This is a genomic window from Methylobacterium mesophilicum, assembly GCF_036441335.1.
Classification (GTDB): domain Bacteria; phylum Pseudomonadota; class Alphaproteobacteria; order Rhizobiales; family Beijerinckiaceae; genus Methylobacterium; species Methylobacterium mesophilicum_B.
The window spans coordinates 256,138-280,402 of the sequence record NZ_MLBW01000005.1 but is presented as its reverse complement, the minus strand read 5'-3'; the positions used below and the strand labels follow the sequence as shown (position 1 = coordinate 280,402).

15 protein-coding genes and 2 pseudogenes are annotated in these 24,265 nt (G+C 68.2%); 8 read left to right on the top strand and 9 right to left on the bottom strand.

The window, feature by feature from the left end; all coding sequences use genetic code 11:
• Positions 1-8: 8 nt before the first annotated feature.
• Positions 9-740 (bottom strand): NUDIX hydrolase, encoded by a 732-nt coding sequence (locus tag MMR14E_RS04330; RefSeq protein WP_331312969.1) that lies wholly within the window; start codon positions 738-740, stop codon positions 9-11.
• A 250-nt stretch (positions 741-990) separates the two neighbouring features.
• On the opposite strand from MMR14E_RS04330, the gene MMR14E_RS04325 reads away from it, so the two are divergent.
• The 5 genes from MMR14E_RS04325 to MMR14E_RS04305 all read left to right on the top strand — a co-directional run bounded on the left by MMR14E_RS04325 (position 991) and on the right by MMR14E_RS04305 (position 5,912).
• A complete protein-coding gene (locus MMR14E_RS04325) occupies positions 991-3,180 on the top strand; it encodes a marine proteobacterial sortase target protein (protein ID WP_331312968.1) in 2,190 nt (729 codons plus the stop codon).
• Positions 3,177-3,767 (top strand): class GN sortase, encoded by a 591-nt coding sequence (locus MMR14E_RS04320; protein ID WP_331312967.1) that lies wholly within the window; start codon positions 3,177-3,179, stop codon positions 3,765-3,767. Before MMR14E_RS04325 ends, MMR14E_RS04320 begins: the two co-directional genes overlap by 4 nt.
• Before the next feature lie 92 nt (positions 3,768-3,859).
• On the top strand, positions 3,860-4,612 hold the full coding sequence (locus MMR14E_RS04315; protein WP_331312966.1) for a helix-turn-helix transcriptional regulator: 753 nt from the start codon (positions 3,860-3,862) through the stop codon (positions 4,610-4,612).
• 235 nt (positions 4,613-4,847) lie between these two features.
• The gene (locus MMR14E_RS04310; RefSeq protein ID WP_331312965.1) at positions 4,848-5,087 is read left to right on the top strand and encodes a hypothetical protein; all 240 of its coding nucleotides are present in this window, start codon (positions 4,848-4,850) and stop codon (positions 5,085-5,087) included.
• Between the two features lie 54 nt (positions 5,088-5,141).
• Entirely contained in the window at positions 5,142-5,912 is a 771-nt protein-coding gene (locus tag MMR14E_RS04305; RefSeq protein WP_331312964.1) for a hypothetical protein, read from the top strand.
• Between the two features lie 720 nt (positions 5,913-6,632).
• Here MMR14E_RS04305 and MMR14E_RS04300 read toward each other — a convergent pair.
• From MMR14E_RS04300 to MMR14E_RS04290, 3 genes are all read right to left on the bottom strand, one after another.
• Positions 6,633-8,294, bottom strand: coding sequence for a sulfatase (locus MMR14E_RS04300; protein WP_331312963.1), 1,662 nt, complete (start codon positions 8,292-8,294; stop codon positions 6,633-6,635).
• Positions 8,295-9,535: 1,241 nt separating this feature from the next.
• Positions 9,536-10,696, bottom strand: coding sequence for an aryl-sulfate sulfotransferase (locus MMR14E_RS04295; protein WP_331312962.1), 1,161 nt, complete (start codon positions 10,694-10,696; stop codon positions 9,536-9,538).
• Between the two features lie 415 nt (positions 10,697-11,111).
• Positions 11,112-11,585, bottom strand: a complete 474-nt coding sequence (locus MMR14E_RS04290; RefSeq protein ID WP_331312961.1) for an SRPBCC family protein — start codon at positions 11,583-11,585, stop codon at positions 11,112-11,114.
• 658 nt (positions 11,586-12,243) lie between these two features.
• On the opposite strand from MMR14E_RS04290, the gene MMR14E_RS04285 reads away from it, so the two are divergent.
• The 3 genes from MMR14E_RS04285 (at position 12,244) to MMR14E_RS04275 (ending at position 16,750) form a co-directional block, all read left to right on the top strand.
• Complete coding sequence (locus MMR14E_RS04285; protein ID WP_331312960.1) at positions 12,244-13,608, top strand: MFS transporter; 1,365 nt, start codon at positions 12,244-12,246, stop codon at positions 13,606-13,608.
• A 28-nt stretch (positions 13,609-13,636) separates the two neighbouring features.
• Positions 13,637-14,767: an L-talarate/galactarate dehydratase gene (locus tag MMR14E_RS04280; protein ID WP_331312959.1), complete on the top strand. Its 1,131-nt coding sequence runs from the start codon at positions 13,637-13,639 to the stop codon at positions 14,765-14,767.
• A gap of 240 nt (positions 14,768-15,007) precedes the next feature.
• Positions 15,008-16,750 (top strand): sensor histidine kinase, encoded by a 1,743-nt coding sequence (locus MMR14E_RS04275; protein ID WP_331312958.1) that lies wholly within the window; start codon positions 15,008-15,010, stop codon positions 16,748-16,750.
• Between the two features lie 137 nt (positions 16,751-16,887).
• On the opposite strand, the gene MMR14E_RS04270 is transcribed toward MMR14E_RS04275, so the two are convergent.
• The 5 genes and pseudogenes from MMR14E_RS04270 to MMR14E_RS04250 all read right to left on the bottom strand — a co-directional run bounded on the left by MMR14E_RS04270 (position 16,888) and on the right by MMR14E_RS04250 (position 24,000).
• A complete protein-coding gene (locus MMR14E_RS04270; protein ID WP_331312957.1) occupies positions 16,888-19,584 on the bottom strand; it encodes a PAS domain-containing protein in 2,697 nt (898 codons plus the stop codon).
• Positions 19,581-20,369, bottom strand: a complete 789-nt coding sequence (locus MMR14E_RS04265; RefSeq protein ID WP_331312956.1) for a Crp/Fnr family transcriptional regulator — start codon at positions 20,367-20,369, stop codon at positions 19,581-19,583. The genes MMR14E_RS04270 and MMR14E_RS04265 overlap by 4 nt, the downstream gene beginning before the upstream one ends.
• A 435-nt stretch (positions 20,370-20,804) precedes the next feature.
• Positions 20,805-21,915, bottom strand: a pseudogene (locus tag MMR14E_RS04260) (IS3 family transposase).
• 97 nt (positions 21,916-22,012) lie between these two features.
• A pseudogene (locus MMR14E_RS04255) lies at positions 22,013-22,982 on the bottom strand (DMT family transporter).
• A 352-nt stretch (positions 22,983-23,334) separates the two neighbouring features.
• Positions 23,335-24,000, bottom strand: a complete 666-nt coding sequence (locus tag MMR14E_RS04250) for a L,D-transpeptidase (protein WP_331312990.1) — start codon at positions 23,998-24,000, stop codon at positions 23,335-23,337.
• Positions 24,001-24,265 lie beyond the last annotated feature (265 nt).

Genomic DNA, 24,265 nt, shown 5'->3' with positions numbered 1-24,265 from the left:
ACAAAGGCCTAGAACTGGCCTGGCCTGTCGAAGCGGAAGAGTTCGGCGGGGCGGAACGCCGTCCCGGCCTCGCGGGCGCCCGTCGGCGCGATCCAGCCCCGGTCGCGCATGCGGCGGCGGAAGGCGGATTTGTTGAGGGGCGCGCCGCGGATCGCCGCGTGCACGTCCTGGAGCTGCCGGAGGGTGAAGTGCTCCGGCAGCAGCGCGAAGCCGACATCCGTGTAGTCGAGCTTGCCGCGCAGGCGCTTCACGGCCAGCGCGAGGATGTCGGCGTGGTCGAAGGCGAGGGCGAGGGGGGCGCCGTCCTCCGCCCCGGCCGAGACGGGGCCGCCGGCCTCGCCCGCCCAGGGCACGACCAGCACCGCCGCCGCGAGCCCGGCGCCGCCCGCCAGGGCCTCGGCGAAGGCCGCCTCCGGCAGCAGCGCCAGGTAGGCCACCGAGACGATCCGCATCCGCGGGTCCCGGTCCACGGCGCCGAAGGTGTAGAGCTGCTCGAGCCGCGCCCGCCCGATCCCGGCCTTCTCGCGCAGGACGCGCTCCGCGGCGGCGTCGAGGGTCTCGGCGATTCCCACGAACCCGCCCGGCAGCGCCCAGAGGCCGGCCTGCGGCTGCCGGCTCCGCCGCAGCAGGAGGGCGGCGAGCCGCCCCGCCCGGATCCCCATCAGGACGAGATCGACCGCCAGGGCGGGCCGGTCGTAGGCCGCGGGATCGTAGCCGGTCAGGAACTCGGATTCGGTCATCGGTCGATTTCTACTCACGTTGAGCATAACTAAGACGTAAATTGCGCATATGTCAAGCGAGGGCGGATCCGTCGCGCGCCGCCGCGGGGCGCACAGCTCCGCACTGGCTCCGCACAGATCCGCCCGGGCGCGGCCGCCGGGTGCGGTCCGAGCCCGGAAAAGGGCGAAGCTTCTCGTGGCGACGGAGGGGTGGGCGGGGGAGCTTCGGCGGCGAGCCGGCATCGATCCGCCGGCGCAGGAGGTCTTCCCGATGCCGTTCTTCGCTCCACGATCCGCGGTCGAGCCCCCCCGCAACGCCGCGCCGTCACCGCTCTTCCTCGCGCTGCTGGCGCTGCTCATCATGCTGGCCTCGGCCCACGCGGCGCCGGGCCCGGAGCGGGGCGGACTCAGGCTGCGCGGGCCGGCCGGCACCGCGCCGGTCGAGGCCGTCCAGCTGGCGACCGAGATCAGCGTCGATGTCAGCGGCCCGACCGCCCGGGCGACCGTCACCCAGGCCTTCCGCAACGTGACGGCGGACTGGGTCGAGGGCACCTACGTGTACCCGCTGCCGGAGGACGCGGCCGTCGACGGGATGAAGCTCGTCGTGGGCGCCCGCGTCATCGTCGCCGACATCCGCGAGCGGGCGGCGGCCAAGCGCGCCTACGAGGCCGCGAAGGCGGCCGGGCAGTCCGCGGCGCTGACCGCGCAGGAGCGGCCGAACGTCTTCACCAACGCGGTCGCCAATATCGGCCCGGGCGAGACGGTGGTGGTCCAGATCACCTACCAGCAGACGATCCCCGTCTCCGGCGAGACGCGGACGCTGCGCCTGCCCCTGGTGGTCGCGCCCCGCTACAATCCCGCCCCCGCCCCGGTGGAGGCGGTGTCCCTCGACGGCGCGGCCGCGGCGGCCCGCGACCCGGTTCCGGATCGCGCCCGGATCAGCCCGCCGGTGCTCGACCCGACCCTGTCGTCGCCGACCAACCCGGTCGCCGTCACCGTGCGGCTGCAGGCGGGCTTCCCCGTCGGCGCCGTTCAGAGCGCCACCCACGCGATCCGCGTGACCGAGACAGGCTCGGAATCGCGGACCGTCACGCTCGCCGCCGGCGTGGTGCCGGCAGACCGCGACCTCGAGCTGACCTGGGCGCCGGTCCCCAGCCGGTTGCCCGGCCTCGGCCTGTTCCGCGAGACCGTGGCGGGCCGGACCTACCTGCTGGCCACCGTGAACCCGCCGCTGCCCGAAACCGACGCGGCCGCCCGGCCGGCGCGCGACGTCACCTTCGTCATCGACAATTCCGGCTCGATGTCGGGCGCCTCGATGCGGCAGGCCAAGGCCGGGCTGCTGGCCGGCCTCGGCCGCCTGACCCCGAGGGACCGCTTCAACGTCATCCGCTTCGACGACACCTGGGACGCGCTGCATCCGGAGCCCGTCCCGGCGACGCCGGCGGCTTTGGCGGAGGCCGAAGCCTTCGTCGCCGCCCTGGAGGCCCGCGGCGGCACCGAGATGCTGGCACCCCTCAAGGCGGCGCTCGCCGACCCGCACCCGGAGGACGGGCGCGTCCGCCAGGTCGTGTTCCTCACCGACGGCGCCGTCGGCGACGAGGAGCGGATCTTCGCGGCGATCCACGACGGTCTCGGGCGCACGCGCCTGTTCATGGTCGGCATCGGCTCGGCACCCAACGGCCACCTGATGCGCCACGCCGCCGAGATCGGCCGCGGCAGCTTCACCGAGATCCGCGACCTCGCGCAGGTCGGCGAGCGGACCCGCGCGCTCTACGAGAAGCTGGAATCCCCCGCCGTCACCGACCTGACCGCGACCTTCTCGGTCCCGGGCGTCGCGGTCACGCCGGGCGCGCTGCCCGACCTGTACCGCGGCGAGCCGCTCGTCTTCGCCGCGCTTCTGCCGGGCTCGGCCGAGAGCGGGCTCCCCGGGACCGTGACCGTCTCGGGCCGGGTGGGTGGCCGGACCTGGACCCGGACGCTGCCGCTCTCCGGAGCGGGCGCGGGCGCCGGCATCTCCAAGGTCTGGGCGCGCTCCCGGATCGGGGAGACCGAGACGGCGCGCATCACCGGGCGCCTCGGCGCGGACGCGGCCGACGCCGCCATCCTGGCGCTGGCCCTGGAGCACGGCCTGACGACGCGGCTGACCAGCCTCGTGGCCGTCGACGCCACGCCGCGCCGCGCGCCCGGCACGCCCCTCGTCGCCGCCGACTTGCCGCTGAACCTGCCGGCGGGCTGGGACTTCGCCAAGGTGTTCGGCACGGACCGGCCCGGCGCCGCGCCCGCCCACGACGGGGCGGCGCGGATCGTTCCGATCCGCGCCGACGGCGCGGCCATCAACCTGCCGCAGACCGGGGCAGGGTTCCTGGCGCAGCTCGGTCTGGGCCTGCTCCTCGCCCTGCTGGGTCTTCTGCTGGGCGCCGGCCCGCGGATCGTCCGCGGGCGGACCGGGGCCGCGCGATGAGCCGCCGCACGGTGACCGGACTGGGGAGGGCGCTAGCCGCCCTCCTCACCCTCGCGGGGCTCGGGCTCGCGGCGCAGGCCGCCTGGATCTCCGCCAAGGCCGCCCTGGCCCAGGTTCTGCTGGAGCGCGCCTTCGCCCGCACCCTGGTCGAGGGCCGGGCTGCCCGGCCCTGGCCCTGGGCCGACACCGAGCCGGTCGCCCGGCTCGGTGTCGCCGGCCGCAGCTTCGTGGTGCTGCGGGGCGGGAGCGGCCAGGCCCTGGCCTTTGGCCCAGGCCACCTGGACGGCACCCCGGAGGCCGGCGCGCCCGGTACCGCCGTCTTCGCGGCTCACCGCGACACGCAGTTCGCGGTGCTGGGGCGGCTCGGGCCCGGCGATCCCGTCACGGTGACTGGCCGCGACGGCCGGACCCTGCGCTTCCGCGTCACCGGCACGCGGGTGGCGCGCTGGGACGCCTCGGGCATCGACCCGCAGGCCCCCGGCCGGCACCTCGACCTCGTCACCTGCTGGCCCCTGGACGCGCTGGGGGCCGGCCCGCTCCGGCTGATCGTCGAGACCGAGCTGGCCGCGGAGGCGGCGCGTTCCTGACCGGTCGGCGTGGACGGCCAGCTTGGCCGCGCTTGCGCAAATGTGCGGTTTCGTGCGGATCTGTGCGGGTCAAGTCCGCGCGAGCCGTGCCTGTGAGCGAGATCGAACTGTCCGAGGCGCAGAGCCGCGCCATTGCCCAGACCGTGCGCGAGGCGCTGGCCCGCCGGCGCATCTCCCGGCAGACGCTGGCCGAAGAGGCCCGGATCAGCATCTCGACCCTGGAGAAGGCGCTCGCCGGCCGCCGGCCCTTCACCCTCGCGACGACGATCCGGCTGGAGGAGGCCCTGGGCCAGTCCCTCCGCCAGGAGACGGGTCGACCGGCCCCGGAGGCGACCCGCCACGCGCCCGACGAGCTCGGTTCCTACTCGCGGGAGAGCGTCGCCTGGATCGAGGGGCGCTACCTCACCCTGCGGCCCTCGTTCGGGGCTGCGGGCGCGATCTTCGCCTACCGCACCGAGATCGCCTGGGATCCGGACGCGGCCCGCCTCGTGTTCCGCGAGGCCGAGCGACTCGACGCGCCCTTCGCGCAGTCCGGCAGCGTCGCCGTGCCGAGTCAGTCGGGCATGATCTACCTCGTGACCAACTGGCACGGGCAGCACCGCCTCGCGGTGCTGTGCCGCCCGAACATCCAGGGCGAGATGTACGGGGTCCTCACGACCCTTCACGCCGGGCGCGGCACGCAGCTGACCCCAGCCGCCGCGCCCCTGGCGCTGCTGCCCGAGCAGGCGGGCGCGCACGGGTACGGTCGGATCGGTCCGGAGGCGCCGGGCTACGGTCCGTATCGGGCCTATCTCGCCCGGGTGCACGACGACGGCTACGCCACCTTCTTCACGGGCGTCGCCTGACGCGATCTGACGGGTGAGTCCGGAGGCGCGAAGCGCGGCGGGCTTGGAGCGGGTACCGGGATCGAACCCGGGTATTCAGCTTGGAAGGCGGATGCATCTACTGCGCGGTTTCCCGATCCAGCATTCGTTTTCTCAGCAACATCGTCAAGACATTGCGTTTTTCCCATTAGGGCGACAACCTAGCTTTGCGAGGCTTTGAGGGTGCCGGTTGTTCGGCCGTTGTACGGGGATCGAGATGACGAACGCCGAGACCATCCGGCGGCTGCCGGGCCCGAGCAACTTTCGCCCAATGCCGCCCGAGCCGAGAGATGTCGTCGCTCCTTTGCGGAACGTCACTCTGATCATCACGCTCGACATCGTAGTGCAGGCCAAACGGTACATCGAGCGCGGCGCCACGAAAGGAATGGTGATCGAGTGGCGGGATGCCACCCAGAAGGGGCTCGTGCTGCGTCTGACCTCGACCGCGGCGACCTGATACCTTCGTCGCAGGACTTCTACCCTGCGCATCGGGTCGATCGACGACACCTCCGTGCTCGCTGCACGTGAAATGGTGCGGAAGGTCTCGCATGTCGGCACGGTCGACGACGCTCAAATTTTCCTTGAAAAGATCCGCCAAGTCCGGGCGAACAAAGGCGAAGAAGCCGCCTACTACTACGAGGAGGGAATTTGGATCGACGACGACGGGACTATCCAAGGACCCGAAGTGGCGATGCCCGACAAAATATGGACTTGGGCTTATCTAAGAAAGAAATATCGCGAGCACAAACTCCCAACGCTCAACGAAAGATGGGCTTCACAATATGAAGTACCTTTGCGCAATCCATGCTTCAATTCTATAGAAAATAAGCCGGTCGGCTTGCTGAACTATGAAGATCTTGAAAAGGCACGTGACAATCTCAATAATTCAAAATCAAAATCTCAGGCCTCCCGCACCATATCGATTGCCAGATCGATGCTGGATTGGGCTTACGCCGAGCACGCCTCGAGGACTGGGCTCGCCAAGCTCCAGTTTTTTTGGGGCGCGATGGAAGATCGTGCGCAAGAGCGGGGTTCGGGACCACGCTCCGTCGATATCCGAACTTGCGAGAACGCTCGTTCTCGTCGAGCATCTCCACTCCCTGTCTCGACAGTCTCACAGCGCAGGCGCGGTCGATGCATCTATGGTCGGTGCGCTTTGGGCGCTCGTCCTGACCGGTCAACGGGTTGGTCAATTGCTTCGCACGCCGACCGGGCGCCTCCTCGAATCTCCAAAGATACCAGTCGGATGGCGGGTTCTGACCTGGAAGCCCGGAGAGGTTGAGAAGGTGGAAGGGCTTTCGTTGCCTCATTGGCTGCCCTTGCCACCGGAGACGATCGCGATCCTCGAGTATTGGAGGTCGAGGCGCGGCGTCGATCGGTCGGATTGGATGTTCCCGAGCCTCCGGGGCCCTGGGCCTGTTACCGAAGGTGGGTTGGCAGGCCTGTTGCGGCGGCTTCAAGGCATCCGTCACAGGACCAAGCCTTCAGGTCGAAGATCTGTCGACGCCAGGAGAATCCGAGGCAAGGTCAGGACGGGACTATCCAAGAGCCAGGGTGTCGATCTGTTCGAGAGACATGGGATTCAGCCTTGGATCCCGCATGACGTTCGCCGTGCGATCGTCACCTTCCTGGGAGATCACGGACTCGGCGGCTCAGCGTCGGCCATTATAGCTCATCGGGAGTACAGGAAGGATCTCAAACGCGAGTACGAACGAGAGCGCATGCTTCCCGTAACAGAGCTCCATTACAACCGATCTCAGAAACTGGGTTTGAAGGTCAAGGGCCTGATGCTTTCGACGAAAGCAATTATGGGCGCGTACGAAATCGAAAAGGCGAGTTTCACGTCTGCGTTGACGCGGACAGAGGGAGCAAAAGACGGGGTTCCCTGGGCCGCTCCTGCCTTCGAGGAATGCGAAGCCGTCATGGATCCTGGAAGTTTCATCCCGTCCACCAGGAAGGATGTATGACAGCCCTTGCACGCCGCTCGTTTCAGCATCTCGATTCAAATTCGGGTGCTGTCCGCCGTAAGCTCGGCGGTTTCATTGCCGCGACATAGGGCACCTTGTCGGATGCCAAGCCGCAGCCACCTTCGACGGCGGCTGCCCCGGTGTTCGCCGAGCTGTGCTCCATTCCTTCGGTAAGGTATGACGTCTACACCGCGTCCTCTTCGAAGTAGTAATCGATCATTCCTTCGTCGCGCCAACAAAGCTTCCAACGATTCGGTGCGCCCGGACGCTAGAATTATCGTCAATCTGACCGGAAGCCGTACTGCCCTCTGAGTTCGCGCTTTCAATCGAGCCGTCTGCATCCGTGCCACTCGCGCGGCGTGCCGCGCATCATCGATCAGGTTGTGCCGCTGCCCGGGGTCTTCCTGCAGGTCGTAGAGGGCGAGGGGCACCCCGTAGACATACTGCTTGACGCGTGCGGCCATCGCCGGATCCGTCTTCGCAGCCTCCTCCATGGCGGGAAAGGTCAGGCCGCCCATGCTTTCGAGGCGCACCGCGAGCTTACCGTCGGACCAGGCGTTGAAGATCAGCGACCAGCGCGCGTCCTGAAGGCCGCGTGAGGGGTAGGCCATGCCGTTCGACACCTCGTTGACGTAGGTGACGACGAATTCGGGATCGGGCACGGTCTCGCCGCGGAGGATCGGCGCCCACGAGCGACCGTCGAACGTCGCCTTCGTCTCGATGCCAAGGATCTCGAGCAGCGTCGGCAGCAGGTCGACGTTGGTGGTCCGGTTGTCGAACCGCTTCGGCGGACCCATGCCGGGCCAGCACAACAGCACCGGCTCGCGCGAGCCGTGGTCGTAGCAGGTCGCCTTGGCGAACGGGAACGGCATGCCGTGATCGTTCATGAAGACGACCAACGTGTTCCCGGCGTGTCCCGACTCCTGGAGCGCGTCGAGGATATGGCCGATTGCGACGTCCATGCGCTGCGCGCTGTTCCAGTATTGGGCCACCTCCTCGCGCACCTTCGGCAGGTCATCGAGGTTGGGAGGTATCGTCACATCGGCGGCGGTCACCGGCTTGGCCACTTGGTACACACCCTGCTGGCCGTGGTCCTTCCGCGCCGCCTGCGGGCTGCCGTAGAAGGGACGGTGCGGATCGTTGATGTTGCACTGGACGAAGAAGGGCTTGCCCTGCGCCTCGGCCTCCATCATGGCGACCTGGAAGGCGGCGGCGTGGACCAGCGGGTGGCGGTCGGTCCCTTCCTCCTGCCCGAGCCAAGGGAACGAGCTCGCCGGGCGCATGTGGCTGATCTTGTGGCTGGCGGCCGTGTAGTAGCCCTCGTCCCTCAGGATGGAGGTGAGGGTGGGCGTGCCCTGCTTCATCGGGATGAAGCCGGTTCCGCCGCTGTGCTGCGGAAGCAACCCGCTCATGAATGCCTCGCGCGAGGGCATGCAGATCGGTACGACCGTGCGGTTGTTCGCGAAGCAGTGCGAGCGCGCCGCAAGCGCGTCGAGGTGCGGGGTCAGCCCTGCCGTGTTGCCCATGAAGCCGGGTAACGACACGTCCATGTCGTCGACCGTGATGAACAGCAGGTTGAGCCGCTTGGCCTTATCGGCGGGAGCCCGGTGCCGTCGGGCCGGCTGGGCGAGCAGCGCGGGGGAGATCCCGAGAAAGGCGGCTATTGCAACGCCCCTCAGCAGATCGCGCTTGGTCATCGTCGTCCTCTCGGTGCGCAGCTCTCGCTGACATGGTGATCACCGGCGCCCCGGGCCCATGGGATCACGCGATGCGGTCCGGCAACGCACCGCCGGAAGCCGCTGCCGCCGGAAAACGTTGCGGCCGGTGACAATCCAGACGTCCACCTGGTTCGAACGACGCGCAGCAAGCGGAGCCGTTCCAATCAACCCGGTTCAAGTTCGCACCCGCAGTCGTGCGCGTGATGAAGAGCCGGGCCGAGCGGGTCGCCGCTGCTGACCGGGGTCACCGGCAGAGAAGGCGGCAACCACACCGTCCTGGGAGGAGCCCCGCACCCGGAATACGGTCGGGCGACGCAGGCCACGACACGCTACGCGATCGAGCCGCCCGGCATCGCCATGAGATAGAGGGCGAACGAGACGGACGCGGCTGTGAGCGGCATTCAATCGATCGTCGATATCCGAGCTTTCCCAGCATGGTCCGTCAGTCCGAAATCAGCCTGACCGTCGAGGGGCCGAGTTTCGTTTCCTGCGTGTTACGCTCCTACGCCCGCGGCATCGGAGCCTCCCACCGACAGGAGGAGCCGCCGGTCGTTTAGACCTCGTTGATACCTGGCATGGGACACGGCCGGCCCCTCAGCAAAGGAGCATCGCTCATGCGCGCACTCGGACTCGCCGTCGCCGTCATCGGTCTCGCGAGCACCCTGCCTGCCAACGCCCTGCCTCTCTCCTCGCCTGCGGCCGTGGTCTCCCCGACGGGGATCGTTCAAGCTCGGGTCGTGTCACGGACCGTCGTGGTTCGTCGACCTGCCTGTCGTACCGTGGTGACCAAGCGGCGCGGTCCTGGCGGCCGCGTGATCATCACTCGCACACGCCGCTGCGGCTGACGTCTGCGCCACGGTGAAAACGTGCCCGGCCATAGAATCGAAGGCCGGGCTCGTTCTGATCTGAATGGATGTCCGGCGGTAGCAAGCAGTCTCGACTGGTCATCCCTGCAAAGGGCTCGCGCCTTACGGTATCACCTCGAGTTGGTCGGGACGCGCGCTCCGTTCGACGTTGAAACTACGCGAGGGCAGAGCGCGGACGGGTTGCGGTCAGTTATGTGCGTCGGAGGAAACCCAGTTCCGGGGCACCGCCTGCGCACGGTAGACAAGGTTGCCGCGAGCCGAGGATGAGCCCGGCGCGTGGCCTTCATAGGGCGATACGTATTCCCAAACTATCTTTCCGGTCGGGGTGACTTGGAAGAAGCGACCGTTACTTCCTTAGTCGATCAGCGTATTGCCATTCGGAAGGCGTTGCGCACTGCTGATGAACGGGCTGAAGAACGTCCAGTTCGGCCGGTCACTCATCGAGCCGACATATTGCCAGACGACGGTGTCGGCGACGGGATCGATCTCCAGTATACGCGAGCCACCGAGCAGAGGACGAGGGACCGGCGGGTAGCCGGCCTCCCCTTCGTTGTCGAACACCAGAAGGTTGCCTGCGCCAGGCAGGCCGTCGGGGATCATGTGGACGTCGTGCTGGCCGCTCGTCTGGTCCACGGGTCGCGGGAGTTTGGCCGCAGTCCGCCCTTGGGCCTGGGGCGGCAGGTTCGGCCCCATGCGCCACACAACGTGGCCTGTCTCCCGGGAGATGATCGCGATGAGATTGGCATTGCGCGAACTGAAGATGATGTTGTCTGCGGCAAAGCGCTTGTCGCCCGCCTTCTCCCAGTGATTGGGACCGAGCGCGACAGCCGCATTGACGTGAAGATAGTCCGGGCTCGTGCTTGCATGGACAAGCTTGAGCTGATCAGCCGTGAAGCCGAATTCCCTTAGATGGTCGGTCGCCGACCAGGACCAGACCACCTTTCCGTCCTGATCCACCTCGTAGAGCATGTCGTCGACGATCTTACCCGTCGAGAATGCCTTGTTGTCCCTCATCACGTAGGAGAGGATCAGCATGTTCCCGTTTGGCAGCCTATCCCAGTCGTGATGCTGGAGCGCCGCGCCGACCGAGGCGGGGCCGCTCCATTGCCAGAGCACCTTGCCGTCCCAGGTGACCAATCCGAAGGTCTTGTCGACCTTCTTCGTCGCCTGTCCCGGAACGAGGCCGACGCCATCGAGGCCCGGAATGGCATCGCTATCGACGAGGTCCAGGGGAAAGCCGACGACACCCTTGCGACCGCCGATCAAGGCCGGATCGACGATCTTCGCCGGTTCCCCCTTGTGGGGCCACGTCTTGAGCACCTTTCCGTCCATGTCGATCAGGTAACTGTTCCCGTCCGCAGCGCTGAACATGACGTCGGTCGGGTACGCGGCATCCCCGTCGTGGATCGTCACGCCTCGGGGATAGACGGTCGGTGCGGCGTTCACGACCGCAGGCCATCCGACGACGAAGGCCCCGACGGCGAGCAGCCGAAGGCGTAAGTCATGTGCGTTCATGAAGTCGGATCCTGAGCTTCTCCAAAACGGCGACGTCGGGCGGCCGGGCGACTTTTCGAAACGACGAACCGATACCGCGACCGGCGAGACCCGCGCAGCTCTCGGATCGCCATGCAAGAGAGCGTCCTCGGCGCGCCGACCACGAGCGCCACCGTCTCCGACCTGCACTCCTACATCCTTACGCCCAACCGCGCGGGGTTTTACCGTGCCCTCGATGCACGGCTGCGTGAGGAAGGCGCCACGGAGAATGCGGCCGTGTGCGGCTTGCGACCGCCATGTGGCCGATCTGACCTGGTTTGTGGCTGCCCGCGGGGTTCTACGGGCTTCACGCCCCCCGGGGCATTGCACGGCCCGTCGGAACGAATGGCGAAGCCGGAACAGGAGCGGTTGAGCTCGGTGTTCCGGCCCGAGCCGCTCACTTCGCCTTGGCGGCAATGCCCTTCAGGCCCGCGTCGTAGACGCCGGCAATGGCCTCTTTCGCCTTGTCGTCGGAAGCGCCCTTGGCCTTGAAGTTGCCGGTCCAGGTCACCTTGGACCCGCTGCCGTCCTTCTCGACCATGATCGTGGACTTGTAGTCCTCGACCGGGAGCGGCCCCGAGAGGATCGTGTAGGTGTAGTCCATCTTGCTGTCGTTGCGGGACTGCTCCTGCTCGACGATGGTGCCGCCACCCTTCAGCGAGAGGGTGCGCTCCTCCTTGCCGCCCTTCTTCGACAGCACGCACTTCTCGATGACGGGGTGCCAGTCGCCGATACCGCAGAACCCGCCGACCGTCTTCCAGACCGCCTCGGGCAACGCGGGGACCATCACGCTCTTCGTCACTTCGAGCGCGAAGGCGGGCGTGACGGCGACCATGGCGAGCGCCACGGCGGGGACGGCGATCCTGAGCATTGAGCGTTTCCTCGAAGACTTGAGCGCGTCGTGCGCGCCGCGCCATCAGCTAGTGCGCAACTGGTATCGAACGAGGCCGAACGCGGATGTGTGAACGTTGCGATCCACGCAGTCGCCGGGACCGTATCGCCCCCGATCAACGCCCGCCCCCGGGCGACAGGACCCGAGCGCCACCCTAGGGCTTGGGGCCTGCCTGACCTAGTTCGGTGGCCGGGTCCCGGGACACGATGGGCTTCACCAAGCCCGGGAGCTCGATATCGCTGACGAAGCGGATCGTGGGCGTAGTCGTGCTGGTGCACATCTTCGCGCTGGCCGCCCAGGGCTAGGTCCAGTACGCGCTGCGTCTTTTGAAGTGCTGCATATTGGCGGGGCGGTTGCCTCCGGCCAATCCTGCCCTCGTCCTCCGCCGCTTCTGAAGGACCAGGTTGGGTGGATCCTCGACTGACAGCCTTCGGACCGAATCGCCAGAAAGCGGACGCTCGAAGGCAGTTTGGGACTGCCAAATCCCAGAGGGATCTCGATATTGATGTCGATTGAACAATAATCGATCTAAAAATGGCGTTGGACGTCAAAACTGCCCTCAGTCACCTGTGATGTCGAAGGAAGGCTGCCGTTGCTCCGTGAGCGATGAGACTGGCCTCGACATCGGAGGAACGCCATGGCTCAGGCAGGGCAAGCCCTGAAGAAGACCAACGTCAGATACATCATCCTGGCGCTCATCTTCCTCGCAACGACCTTCAACTACGTGGATCGTGCCACTTTGTCCGTTGCCGCTCCGGCGATGCGCGGCGAGTTCGGCTTCGATGCGATTACGATGGGTCTCGCCTTCTCGGCCTTCGGCTGGGCCTACACGGCGATGCAGGTGCCCGGTGGCTGGGTGCTCGACAAATACGGTGCTCGCCTCGTCTATGGCATCGGCCTCATCCTGTGGTCGGCCCTGACGATGATGCACGGCCTCGTCCACGCCGTCTCGTTCACCTTCCTCGCGCTCTTCGCCCTGCGTTTCCTGATGGGCATCGCGGAGGCCCCCGCCTTTCCGGCCAACAGTCGCCTGACGGTGATGTGGTTTCCGACGAAGGAGCGGGCCTTCGCGACCTCGATCTTCCAGTCGGCACAGTATTTCGCCCTGGCCGTCTTCACGCCGATCATGACGTGGATCCTGCACGCCCATAGCTGGCAGGCGATCTTCTACTGGGCCGGCGGCGTCGGCATCGTGCTGGGCGTCGTGTGGCTGCTCAACGTCCACGAACCGCGCAATCACCGGGGCGTGAACCAGGGCGAACTCGACTACATCGAGGCCGGCGGCGGCCTGCCCAATATGGGCGACAAACGCGACCGCAGCCGCTGGTCAGAGGTCAAGGCTCTCATCAGCAACCGGATGATGGTCGGTATCTATATCGGCCAGTTCTGCCTCACCACGATCACGTGGTTCTTCCTCACGTGGTTCCCGACCTACCTGCTCGAAGCTCGGGGCATGTCGATCCTCAAGGTCGGCCTCGTGGCGGCGATCCCGGCGATCTGCGGCTTCCTCGGTGGCCTCGCCGGCGGCCTGTGGTCCGACTGGATGCTCCGGCGCGGCTTCAGCCTCACGACGGCGCGCAAGACGCCAATCATCGTCGGCCTGCTATTCTCCTCGACCATCGTGCTCGCCAACTACGTCCAGTCCGACGTGTTCGTGATCGTGGTGATGAGCGTCGCCTTCTTCGCCAAGGGCATCGGCAACCTCGGCTGGTGCATCGTCGGTGACGTGTCACCCAAGCAGATCATGGGCGTCAGCGGCGGCATCTTCAATCTGTGCGGCAACCTCGCCAGCATCGTCACTCCGCTCGCCATCGGGATCACCGTCAAGGAGATGGGCTCCTTCGACCTCGCCCTCGTCTACATCGGCGTGGTCGCTCTGATCGGTGCTCTCTCCTACCTCTTGATCGTCGGACCGCTGAACCGCCTGGAGATCCGTAGCGACGAGCGCCCTGCAGATGCCGAGCCTGCCCTGCCACGCGACGTCGGCACCGCCCGGGCCTGAGCGCCCCATCCCAACTCTGGAGGACATCATGGCTCAGGACACCGTCACGGGCATCCGCCTGCGCTCCGTCTACCTGCCGCTCAAAACGCCGATCAGCGACGCCAAGGTGCTGACCGGCCGTCAGAAGCCGATGACCGAGATCGCGATCCTATTCTGCGAGGTTGAGACTGGCGACGGGCATCGCGGCCTCGGAATCAGTTACTCGAAGCGGGCCGGCGGGCCCGGTCAGTTCGCCCATGCCTGCGAGATCGCTCCCGCGCTCCTCGGGGAGGACCCGAGCGACATCGCCAAGGCTTGGGACAAGCTCGCCTGGGCCGGCGCCTCGGTCGGCCGCAGCGGCCTCGCCGTCCAGGCGATCGGCGCCTTCGACGTGGCACTCTGGGACCTGAAGGCTAAGCGCGCCGGCCTCTCGCTCGCCAAGCTCCTCGGGGCGCAGCGCGACAGCGTGCGCTGCTACAACACCTCCGGCGGCTTTCTGCACACCCCGTTGGAGGAGCTTCTGGTCAACACCGACCACTCCCGCGAGAAGGGGATCGGCGGCATCAAGCTCAAGGTCGGTCAGCCGGATTGGGCGCTCGACATCAAGCGGGTCTCCCGCGTCCGGGAGCATCTGGGCGACGCGTTCCCGCTCATGGTCGATGCCAACCAGCAATGGGACCGGCCGACCGCCATGCGGATGGGCCGGATCTTCGAGCAGTTCAACCTGATCTGGATCGAGGAGCCCCTCGATTGCTACGACGCGGCCGGCCACGCGGCGCTCGCCGCCGCCCTCGACACGCCGATCGCCACCGGCGAAATGCTCACGAGCGTCTCCGAGCACTGGGATTTCATCCGCCAGAACGGCGCCGACTTCCTGATGCCGGATGCCCCCCGCGTCGGCGGCATCACCCCCTACCTGAAGGTCGCGACGCTCGCCGAGTTCGCCGGCATGACCATCGCCCCGCACTTCTCGATGGAATTGCACATCCACCTCGCCGCGGCGCTGCAGCGGGAGCCCTGGGTGGAGCATTTCGAGTGGCTGGAGCCGCTGTTCAACGAGCGCCTGGAACTGCAGAACGGGCGGATGCTGGTGCCGACGCGACCCGGCCTGGGCATCAGCCTGAGCGAGCAGGCCCTGGCATGGACGCGGGACACGACCGGGTTCGGCAGCCTCGGCTGACCCTTCCCTACGGACGGGGCGACTGGCGGGAACGCTGGTGGGATCGTCCGCTCCCGAGCATCGGGCGAGCAATCTCGCAGGTCCAGGTGGGGTCGAACCCAGATAGGCTTGTCAGAACGTTGAGACCACGGATCCCCGGTCGCCTCCGGTTCTATGGCTTGCCATAGCCGTGCGGCCGACCCGACCTAGTTCGGTGCCGGAACCCGGGACACGACGGGCTTCACCAGCCCCGGGAACTCGATGTCACTGACGAAGCGTATCGTAGGCCTGGTCGTTCTGGCGTTGATCCCCGCGTTGGCCGTCCAGGGCTACAACGAGTACGCGCTCCGCGCCGCCCGCACCGAGGCCGTCCGGAACGACGCCATGCGCGGCGCGCGAGCCGCTGCGGCCGACCTCGGTCAGTTCGGGCGCGGGGCGAGGCAGATCCTCAGCATCCTGGCCGGCGTGGCCGAGGTCCGCGGCCAGGACGCCCGCGCCTGCACGGCATACCTCGCGACGGTCGGCGGCAAGGTCCCCGGCTCGTTCTTCTTCGGCGTCGCCGACGCGGACGGGCGCATCCGGTGCAACACCCTGAGGTCGGCGCCGGGGGCCTACACGGTCTCCGACCGGTCCTACTTCCAAGAGGCGATGCGCACCGGCGGCTTCGCCATCGGCGAGGTCGTATCCGGCCGCGTCACCGGCCGCCCCACCGTCCAGTTCGCGCAGGCCATCGCCGACGACGACGGCGACGGCCGCCCCGACGGCATCGTCATCACCAGCATCGACCTGACCTACCTTGCCGCCCGCCAGTCAGACGCCGGTCTGCCACCCGACGCCGCCCTCACGGTCGCGGACCGGCAGGGCAAGATCCTCGTCCGCCTGCCCGACCACGAGGCCTGGGCCGGAAAGCCGCTTCCCGCGGCCTACTGGACGGCGCTGAACGGCAACCGGGGCAAGGTCGCGGACCTCCCCGGGTTGAGGGGCAACCCGCGGATCACGGCCGTGGCCGGAGGCGCCTCCGGGGACCTCGACGGCATGACGGTGGCGGTGGGCCTATCGCCCGCGACCGCGTTCGCTGACATCGATGCCGCCACCCGCCGCGGGATCGTGCTGATCGGCCTCGGCGCGGTCCTCGCAGTGGCGGCCGCGCTCCTGGCCGGCCGCGCCTTCATCCGCCGGCCCGTGCGGCGCCTGCTCGGGGCGTCCGGGGCGTGGCGGGCCGGCGAGTTGGGGACGCGGACCGGCTTGTCGGGGCGCGACGAGTTCGGCCAACTCGGTGAGGCGTTCGACGCCATGGCCGCGTCGCTCCAGCGGCACGAGGGCGAGTTGCGCGAGGAGGTCGCCCGCAGCCGCGTCCTGCAGGAGCGGCAGACGATGATGCTGCACGAGTTGAACCACCGCGTGCGCAACACACTGACGACCGTGCAGTCCTTGGCGCGGCAGGCCCGTCGCGACGAGGACCGCGGCGAGCGGCTGGAGGGGCGCATTCTGTCCCTGTCGAAAACCCACGACCTGCTCTCGCGCGACAACTGGGAGGGCGCCTCGCTGCGCGCGGTGCTGGAGAACGAACTCGCCCCCTTCCGGGACGACGAGGAATACCGCTTCGGCTTGGACGGCACCGACCTCGACCTGCCGCCGCGCTACGTCCTGGCGCTCGGGATGACGGTGCACGAGCTCACGACCAACGCGGCCAAGTACGGCGCCCTCTCGAACGACATGGGCCGGGTCGACATCGCCTGGAAGGTCGTCGGCGGCGAGAGCGGCGCGAGGCGGCTCGTCTTGGAATGGCGGGAGAGCGGCGGCCCTCCGGTGCGGGAGACGGGCAAGCGCGGCTTCGGCACGCGCCTGATCACGGGCGGCGTCAGCCGCGATCTCGGCGGCACGGTCAGCCTGGAGTTCGCTCACGACGGCCTGCGCTGCAGTCTAGACGTGCCCCTCGACGGCCCGGACCGGTTCACCTCGTTCGCGGCCGCCACCGACATGCGGCCGGTCGGCAGGGCCTGAAGGCTCGAACAGGCCTCGACCGACCCGCTCAGCCTGTGACGGCGGTATGTCGGCTTGCGTCCCGGGCGGTCACGGTCGCCCGCCGGCCGGGGGCTGCGGGAGAGATCCGTCCGGGCGCAGCGATTGCGGCCGGCCCGTCACGTGGTGGACTGGAATTCAGAGAGGCTTGATTCCATCACGCAACGCAGCCCCGCGGGCGCGTAGTCCATGGCCAGTGTCCCGCCGACCTGCGCCGTGAGGCTCCTCTCGATCAGCCGCGAGCCGAACCCTTTTTGCCATGGTGGCGCCACCGGGGGCCCACCTCGCTCGGTCCAGGCGATGCGCAGGCGCGGCCCCTCCGGGGTGTCGAGCACGGTCGCCTCCACGGTGACCCGTCCGTCGGGCACCGAGAGCGCCCCGTACTTCACCGCGTTCGTCGTCAGTTCGTGCAGGGTCAACGCCAGGGCCAGCGCGGGCTTGGAGCCGACCTCGATGTCGGGACCCTCGTAGGCGACCCGGCCCGCCACCTCCTGCACCCCGACGCCCTGGCGCACGACCGCGTCCAGCTTGGCGCCCTCGGCGACCCCGCCGAGGAGGATGTCGTGCGCCTTGCCCAGCGCGACCAAGCGTCCGGCCAGGACCTCGCGGGCGGCCTCGACGTCGGTCGCCCCCCGCAGCGTCGAGGCCGCGATGGCCTGCACCATGGCCATCAGGTTCTTCATCCGGTGCGAGAGCTCGTTGTTGAGCAACTCCTGCAGGGCCTCCGCCCGCTTGCGGTCGGCGATGTCCCGGGAGACCGTCGCGAAGCCCGCGAAGGCGCCGTCCGCACCCCGCAGGGGGAACTGGTGGTAATGCACCGGCACCGGTTCGCCGGTGGCGAGGTGCTGGAAGTTGAAGTCGCCCGCCCAGCTCCCGCCGGCGACGACCCGGGTCAGGATGGTGTCCTCGACGAAGGGTAGGTCCTCCGCGGCGAAGAAGTCGCCGACCCGCATGGCGGCGATGTCGGCCCCGTCCGGAAACCCGACCATGCGCCGGCCCGCCGGGTTCAGGTACTCGCCCCGTCCCGTCGGGTCCGCGATGCCGATGAAGTCGCCGGATTGCTCGACGATGGCCGCGAGCCGCGCGGCCCGTGCCTCGGCCTGCAACCGGTCCTCGACGTCCACCAGGATCGTCACGGCGGCGAGGAGGCGACCGTCCTCGCCGCGGACCGGCGCGCTCGACACCTCGTACCGGCGTGTCCCGCCGGTCGCGCCGTCGCGGTGGCGCATGAGTTCCGCGTGCACCGTCTCGCCTTTGAGCAGCGTGCGGGCGGTCGGGTAATCGGCGGGGGCGCAGGGGCTGCCGTCCGGCCTGAGCGCGCCGTTCCCGTCGTGCCCGTACGGCAGGCCGCCTGCGCCGTCCCCGGACATCGCCTTGGCGCGGTCGTTGACGAGGGTGGTCCACATCGCGGTGGCGTCGGTGACCGAGATCCCGACCGGCGCCTGTTGGAACACCGAGCGCAGCAGGCCGCGCTCCAGGCGCAACTGCCGCTCGCTCTCGCGCAACCGGTTCTCGGTCGCCCGCAGGTCGGTCAGGTCGAGCATGGCCCCGATCATGCGGCACGCCCGGCCAGCCTCGTCCCGGATCACGTAGCCGCGGTCGAGCACCTCGGCGTAGCCTCTGTCGGCGCGCAGGAACCGGTAAGCTCCGGACCACGTGTTGCCCGACCCGTCGATGACCGCGTGGATGGAAGCATCGACGCGGGCGCGGTCGTCGGGATGGATGTGCGCGATCCACCAGTCGCCGGTCGGTTCGACCGTGTCCGGCGCGTGCCCGTAGGCCGTTTCCAGGGACTCGTTCCAATGGACGTGGTTCGCCGCCAGGTTCCAGTCCCAGATCGCGTCGGTGGTCGCGCGCGCCGCGAGGCGATAGCGCTCCTCGGTCTCGGAGAGGGACGCGAGGGCGGCCCTGCGCCGGGTGACGTCCCGGACGGTGCCGATGAACCGGACCGTCCGCCCGTCCTCGACGAAGCCTTGCCCACGGGCGGCGAGCCAGCGCTCCTCGCCGGTGTCGGCGGCCAGCACCCGGTACTCGATGTCGAACTGGAGCGTACCCAGGGGGTCGAGGGCGGCCTGCACGGCGGCGTCGGTGCGGTCGCGGTCTTCCGGGTGCAGGTTCGGCAGGAACGACGCCTCATAGGAGACGGCGCCGCGCTCGGGGACGCCGAAGAGCTCCCGGACGCGCGCGTCCCAGCGCAGTTCGCCGGTCGGCACGTCGAGGTCCCAGACGCCGATGCCGGCCGCGGCCGTGGCGAGCCGCATCTGCTCCTCGGCCCTGCCCTTGGCGGCGAGGGCCTGCCCGCGGTTCATGACCGCCCGGTGGAGCTCCATCTGGACCATGACCTGCCGGGCCAGGGCGCGGAGCGCGTCGGCCTGTTCCGGCGACAGGCCCTCGGGCCGCGGCTCGTGGTCGATCACGCACAGGGTGCCGAGGGAGACGCCCTCGGGGCTGTGAAGGGGCGCGCCGGCGTAGAAGCGGAGGTACGGCTCGCCGGTCACCAGGGTATTGGCGGCGGTGCGGGGGTCGAGCGTCAGGTCCGGGATCACCAGCAGGTCGTCGAGGCCGAGCGCGTGGGCGCAGACCGATTGCGACAGCGGCGTCTCGCACGGGTCGAACCCGACCCGCGCCTTGAACCATTGCCGGTCGCGGGCGACGAGGCTGACGAGCGCGACCGGGGTCCGGCACAGTTGGCAGGCGAGGGAGACGATGTCGTCGAAGCCGCGCTCGGCCGGGGTGTCGAGGATGTCGTAGCCGTCGAGGGCCGACAGGCGTTCCGGGTCGTGGACCGGACCCGCGGTGGAGGGCGCGGCGCTCATGCCCCGGCCTCCATTTGGCCGACGGCGGGCCCCTCGTCGACCGCGACGATCCTCCCGCCCTTCCCGTAGACGGCGCCCAGGACCTCGGAGAAATGCCGCCGGACGCTTGCATGGCACTCGCAGGAGCCGGCCTCGGCACGCGCCCGGTCCGGCAGGGTGATGCGCCCGTGGCCGATGGCGATGAGGCCGTCGCGTTGCATGCGTCCGAGAACCTCGGTCAGGTAGGCGCGGCGCACGCCGAGCATGTCGGCGAGGATCTCGTGGGTGACCGGCAGTTCGGGCGTGCCGATCCGGTCCTGCAGGGTCAGGAGCCAGCGCAGGCAGCGCCGCTCGATGGTATGGGTGGCGTTGCAGGCGACCGACTGCAGAACCTGGGCGAGCAGGCAGTCGGCATAGCGCACGAACAGGTCGCGGATGCCCTTCGACGCGTGCTTGGCCTCGGACAGGCGGGCGGCGTCGATCCGGATGACCGGGCCGCCGACCTGGACGACCGCCTGCCCGAACGCCGGCAGGTAGCCGTGGCTGACGACACCTCCCATGGCGCCCTCGCGACCGACCGTGGCGGTCTCGACCGACTTCCCGTCCAGCAGCGGGACCATCAGGGTGACGACGCAGCGGTGTGCGGGGAAGCTGACGTGGTCGACGTCGTCTCCGGCGCGGAACAGCACGTCCCCGCGCCGGACCTCGCGTCTCTCGGCATGCGGTGCGACCAGGGCGCGGTCGGCTTCGTCGAGGGCTTCGAGCAGCAGGTTGCCGTCGAGGGAAGGCGGGGTTCGGGCGTTCACGGGGGCGGTCCGGGCCGGGGCGGCCGAACTGTCCAGTAGCGGACTTCCTGGCGCAAAGATGTCCGATACCTGACAACTGACGCGTAAGCCGGGTGGCCGTCCGCGACATTTTCCCTGTCCTGCCGGCGTGCAAACCGCACGAGGTCCTGCGGGGCCTCCTGTGCGGTCGGGAGGTGGACGTCGCAGCCGGTCCGCGAGGGACCGCAGCGGTGCCGGAGTCGACTCCGGAAGTAGCGCGTCGCGCATATGTTCTCGCGCTTCATTCGACCGCCGCAGGTGCAACGCGCAAGGTCGCGCAACAAGTTCACCTCGCCGGTCGCCTCGCGCCGCCCGCCGGACTTGTCGCGGAGCGCCGGCGCCGCGGACGCCCGCAGGAAGTCCGCCCCCGTGACGGCGGCGGGATAGTAATTGACCTTGCCCCGTGTTTGCCCATGTTCATAACCAGAGTCCGTTCTGGTTCTGGTCCTGTTGGGACCGGGATGCAAACGCGTTCGGGGTGAGCCCACCGAGGCTCGTGTGGGGGCGGCATGTGTTGTAGTCGACCCGCCACGCCTCGATGATTGTCCGGGCCGCCGACAGGCTCCGGAACAGATGCTCTTTCAGGCACTCGTCGCGCAAGCGCCCGTTCAGGCTTTCGACAAACCGTTTTGTTGCGGCTTGCCGGGGGCGATGTAGTGCCACTCAACCGTACGCTCCTCCTGCCAGCGCAGGATGGCGTGCGGGGTCAACTCGGTGCCGTTGTCCGAGACGATCATCAGCGGCTTGCCCCGGCCCACGATGATCCGGTCGAGTTCGCGCGCGACCCGCTGTCCAGACAGCGACGTGTCGACCACCAGTGCCAAGCACTCCCGCGTGCAGTCATCGACCACGACGAGGATGCGGAAGCGCCGTCCGTCGTCGAGCGTGTCGGAGACGAAGTCGAGGCTCCAGCGCTGGTTCGGCTCCTGCGGCACCGCGGCCGGCGCTCGCGTGCCCAGTGCTCGCTTGCGACCCCCGCGCTTGCGCACCGACAGCCGTTCCTCTCGGTAGAGCCGGAAAAGCTTCTTGTGGTTGAGCGTGAGGCCCTCTCGCCGCAGCAGGATGAGCAGGCGCCGGTAGCCGAACCGGCGGCGCTCGCCGGCTAGGCCGCGCAGGCGTACCCGCACGGCCGCGTCGTCACCACGGGTCGAGGCGTAGCGGTACGTCTTCGGCTCCAAGCCGATCAGCCCTCAGGCGCGACGCTGCGAATAGCCCTTCTCCTCGATGGCCCAGCTCACGGCTGTTCTCCGTGCGCCGGGCGTCAGAAGTTTTTTCCCAGCGCCTCACGCAGCGTCGCCACGTCGAGCATCGCTTCGGCTAGCAGCTTCTTGAGCTTGCGGTTCTCCTCGTCGAGCGCCTTCAAGCGGCGCGCGTCCGAGATCTCCATGCCGCCGTAGCGCGAACGCTACGTGTAGAACGTCGCATCGCTGATGCCGTGGCGGCGGCAGATCTCAGTGACCGGCAGCCCAGCCTGCTGCTCCTTCAGGATGCCGATGATCTGCTCTTCGCTGAACCGGCTCTTCTTCATCGTCCGTCTCCTGATCGACGGACTCTAGCTTCAGCGACCCAACCCAGCCGCGGCGGCGGCTATCGCCGCATCTCGAAAGCAGCCGCTCCCAGCCCCCTCAAACATGACCGTGCTGGTGGTGGAGGTCCGGGTAGTGAGGATGGGTGTGCCGTAGCGGCTCATGACGGTGCCAGTGGGAGTGGGGCTCCGTCACCGGCCCATCGTGATGATGCTGATGGTGCTCATCGTGGACGTGGGCATGCTCGTGCTCCATCGCCTCATGGAGGTGCTCGTGCTCGTGGCGCTCTGCGAGGTGCAGCCACAGACCCATCCCCATCAGCGCGCCGGCCACGACGAGCTGCACCGTCACCGGCTCGCCCAGTAGCCCGACGGCAATCACTGCGCCGATGAAGGGCGCAAGTGAGAAGTAGGCCCCAGTGCGCGCCGCACCGAGGTGGCGCAAGGCCAGCATGAATAGAACGAGGCTCACTCCGACGCCCAGGAAGCCGACAACAGCCGCTGCGCCGATCATTGCCAAGGATGGCATAGCCGCGCCCAACATCAGCGCCAGAGCGACGTTGACGCTGCCCGCAACCACCCCCTTGATCGTAGCCGTGACAACCGGATCGGACGAGGAGAGCTTGCGGGTCAGGTTGTTGTCGATGCCCCAGGCCAGACAGGCGACGGCGATCAACGCCGCGCCCGCATCGAGGCGCACACCCTCACCGTTCCACGACAACACGACCGCGCCCACGAGGATGGCGAACGCACCCAGTATCAGACGGCGATCAACGTTTTCCCGGAATACCACCCACGCGATGAGCATAGTCGCCAGCCCTTCGAGGTTGAGCAACAGCGACCCAGACGCGGCAGAGGTGTGGGACAGCCCCAGCATCAGCAGAAGCGGCCCGGCCAACCCGCCGAACTGCAAGGCCGATGCCCGCGCCGAGGTAGAGAAGCCCGGCAAGCAGTTGCGGCGAGACGGTGCCGAGCAGAAGCTTCGCGAACGGAGCAGAGGCACCGAACAAGACGGCCGAGACGAGGGCCAACGGCACCCCTGGCCAGAGGTGGGAGTGGATGTGTTTCATGCCCTCACTCTTACAGCGTTTCAGCAAACGCCTGCGAGCGAACCGTCGTCCCTGCACCGAGTGGCCTGAGCGGCTTCACCGGCCATGTCTGCTCCGATGTATCCGCAGCTCAGAAGCGGACCATCTTCATTCCACCCATCAGAGACGTTCGCCGGGGCGCGGGTCGGCGGCCAACGATGGCCGAAAGCGGAACGACTGCTTCGGAGAAGGGCGGCTGCAAAGACCGACAAACCTCTGCTCACCCAAGGCTGCCACAAAGGTTGACGTTGGCGCATCCACGAAGCGCCGCTTCGTGAGATGCCGGCCGAGTCGAGCGCGCCGAGCGCTGGCCGCTCGGCAAGATCTCGTCTGGTCAGCCCGCGTCGGGGCCCTCTTCTTCGCGCGCTGTCGTGACGGCCTCTAGCGGCTCGACGTGCTCGTCGGGCCGCAGTACCACGACCTTGGTGTTCACAGGCACGCGCTCGTAGAGGTTGATGACGTCCTGGTTGAACATCCGGATGCAACCGGACGAGACGTTCGTGCCGATGGTATGCGGCTCGGTCGTGCCGTGAATGCGGTAGAGGGTGTCCCGGTCTCCGTCGAACAGGTAGAGCGCGCGTGGGCCGAGCGGGTTCGTTAGGCCCGGCGCCATGCCGTTGCGCCAAGGGCCGTTGCGCTCGGGCTCGCGCCGGATCATGTCAGCAGTCGGCGTCCAGCGCGGCCATTCCGCTTTGCGCCTGATCTCGGCGGTCCCGTTCCAGGCGAGACCGGCCTTGCCGACACCGACGCCGTAACGCAGGGCCCGGCCGTTCTCTCGTACGAGGTAGAGAAACTTGTTGCCCGGATCGACGACCACGGTACCCGGCGGCTCGCTGCGCGGGTATGCGACCTCCTGGCGGAAGTAGCGCGGATTGACCTCGCTGATGTCGGTCGCCGGCAGCGGGAAGCGCTCGCTGGGGTTCGCCCCGTACATGGCGAGAAAACTCGGGTGCATCGGCGCGACGCTGGCGATTGCCCCAGCGTCACGATCGGTCGCCATACAACCCGCCGCCAGCAGCGTGAGCGACAGCACGGAAACGCCGCGCAGCGCTCGGGCACGGGACGGGTGCAGGCCGTCGGAGAGGTGCTTCATCATGGCTCTGTACTCATGTCCAGTCATAGCTTCGCGCTTATTCAACGGCCGTCACATTTTTTGCTGTTCCGATGTCGGTCACAAAGATATTCAAATAATATCCAGAGTAAATTATTTACATAACTCGATCATTTATTCAGCATGAAGGCTGCATCGACAGTGCGTCGACCTT

Bases quoted from the DNA above. Each gene is read 5' to 3' on its own strand.
- MMR14E_RS04330 (WP_331312969.1), bottom strand. From the start codon at position 740: ATGACCGAATCCGAGTTCCTGACCGGCTACGATCCCGCGGCCTACGAC.
- MMR14E_RS04325 (WP_331312968.1), top strand. From the start codon at position 991: ATGCCGTTCTTCGCTCCACGATCCGCGGTCGAGCCCCCCCGCAACGCC.
- MMR14E_RS04320 (WP_331312967.1), top strand. From the start codon at position 3,177: ATGAGCCGCCGCACGGTGACCGGACTGGGGAGGGCGCTAGCCGCCCTC.
- MMR14E_RS04310 (WP_331312965.1), top strand. From the start codon at position 4,848: ATGACGAACGCCGAGACCATCCGGCGGCTGCCGGGCCCGAGCAACTTT.
- MMR14E_RS04300 (WP_331312963.1), bottom strand. From the start codon at position 8,294: ATGACCAAGCGCGATCTGCTGAGGGGCGTTGCAATAGCCGCCTTTCTC.
- MMR14E_RS04295 (WP_331312962.1), bottom strand. From the start codon at position 10,696: ATGAACGCACATGACTTACGCCTTCGGCTGCTCGCCGTCGGGGCCTTC.
- MMR14E_RS04290 (WP_331312961.1), bottom strand. From the start codon at position 11,585: ATGCTCAGGATCGCCGTCCCCGCCGTGGCGCTCGCCATGGTCGCCGTC.
- MMR14E_RS04285 (WP_331312960.1), top strand. From the start codon at position 12,244: ATGGCTCAGGCAGGGCAAGCCCTGAAGAAGACCAACGTCAGATACATC.
- MMR14E_RS04280 (WP_331312959.1), top strand. From the start codon at position 13,637: ATGGCTCAGGACACCGTCACGGGCATCCGCCTGCGCTCCGTCTACCTG.
- MMR14E_RS04275 (WP_331312958.1), top strand. From the start codon at position 15,008: ATGTCACTGACGAAGCGTATCGTAGGCCTGGTCGTTCTGGCGTTGATC.
- MMR14E_RS04270 (WP_331312957.1), bottom strand. From the start codon at position 19,584: ATGAGCGCCGCGCCCTCCACCGCGGGTCCGGTCCACGACCCGGAACGC.
- MMR14E_RS04250 (WP_331312990.1), bottom strand. From the start codon at position 24,000: ATGGCGACCGATCGTGACGCTGGGGCAATCGCCAGCGTCGCGCCGATG.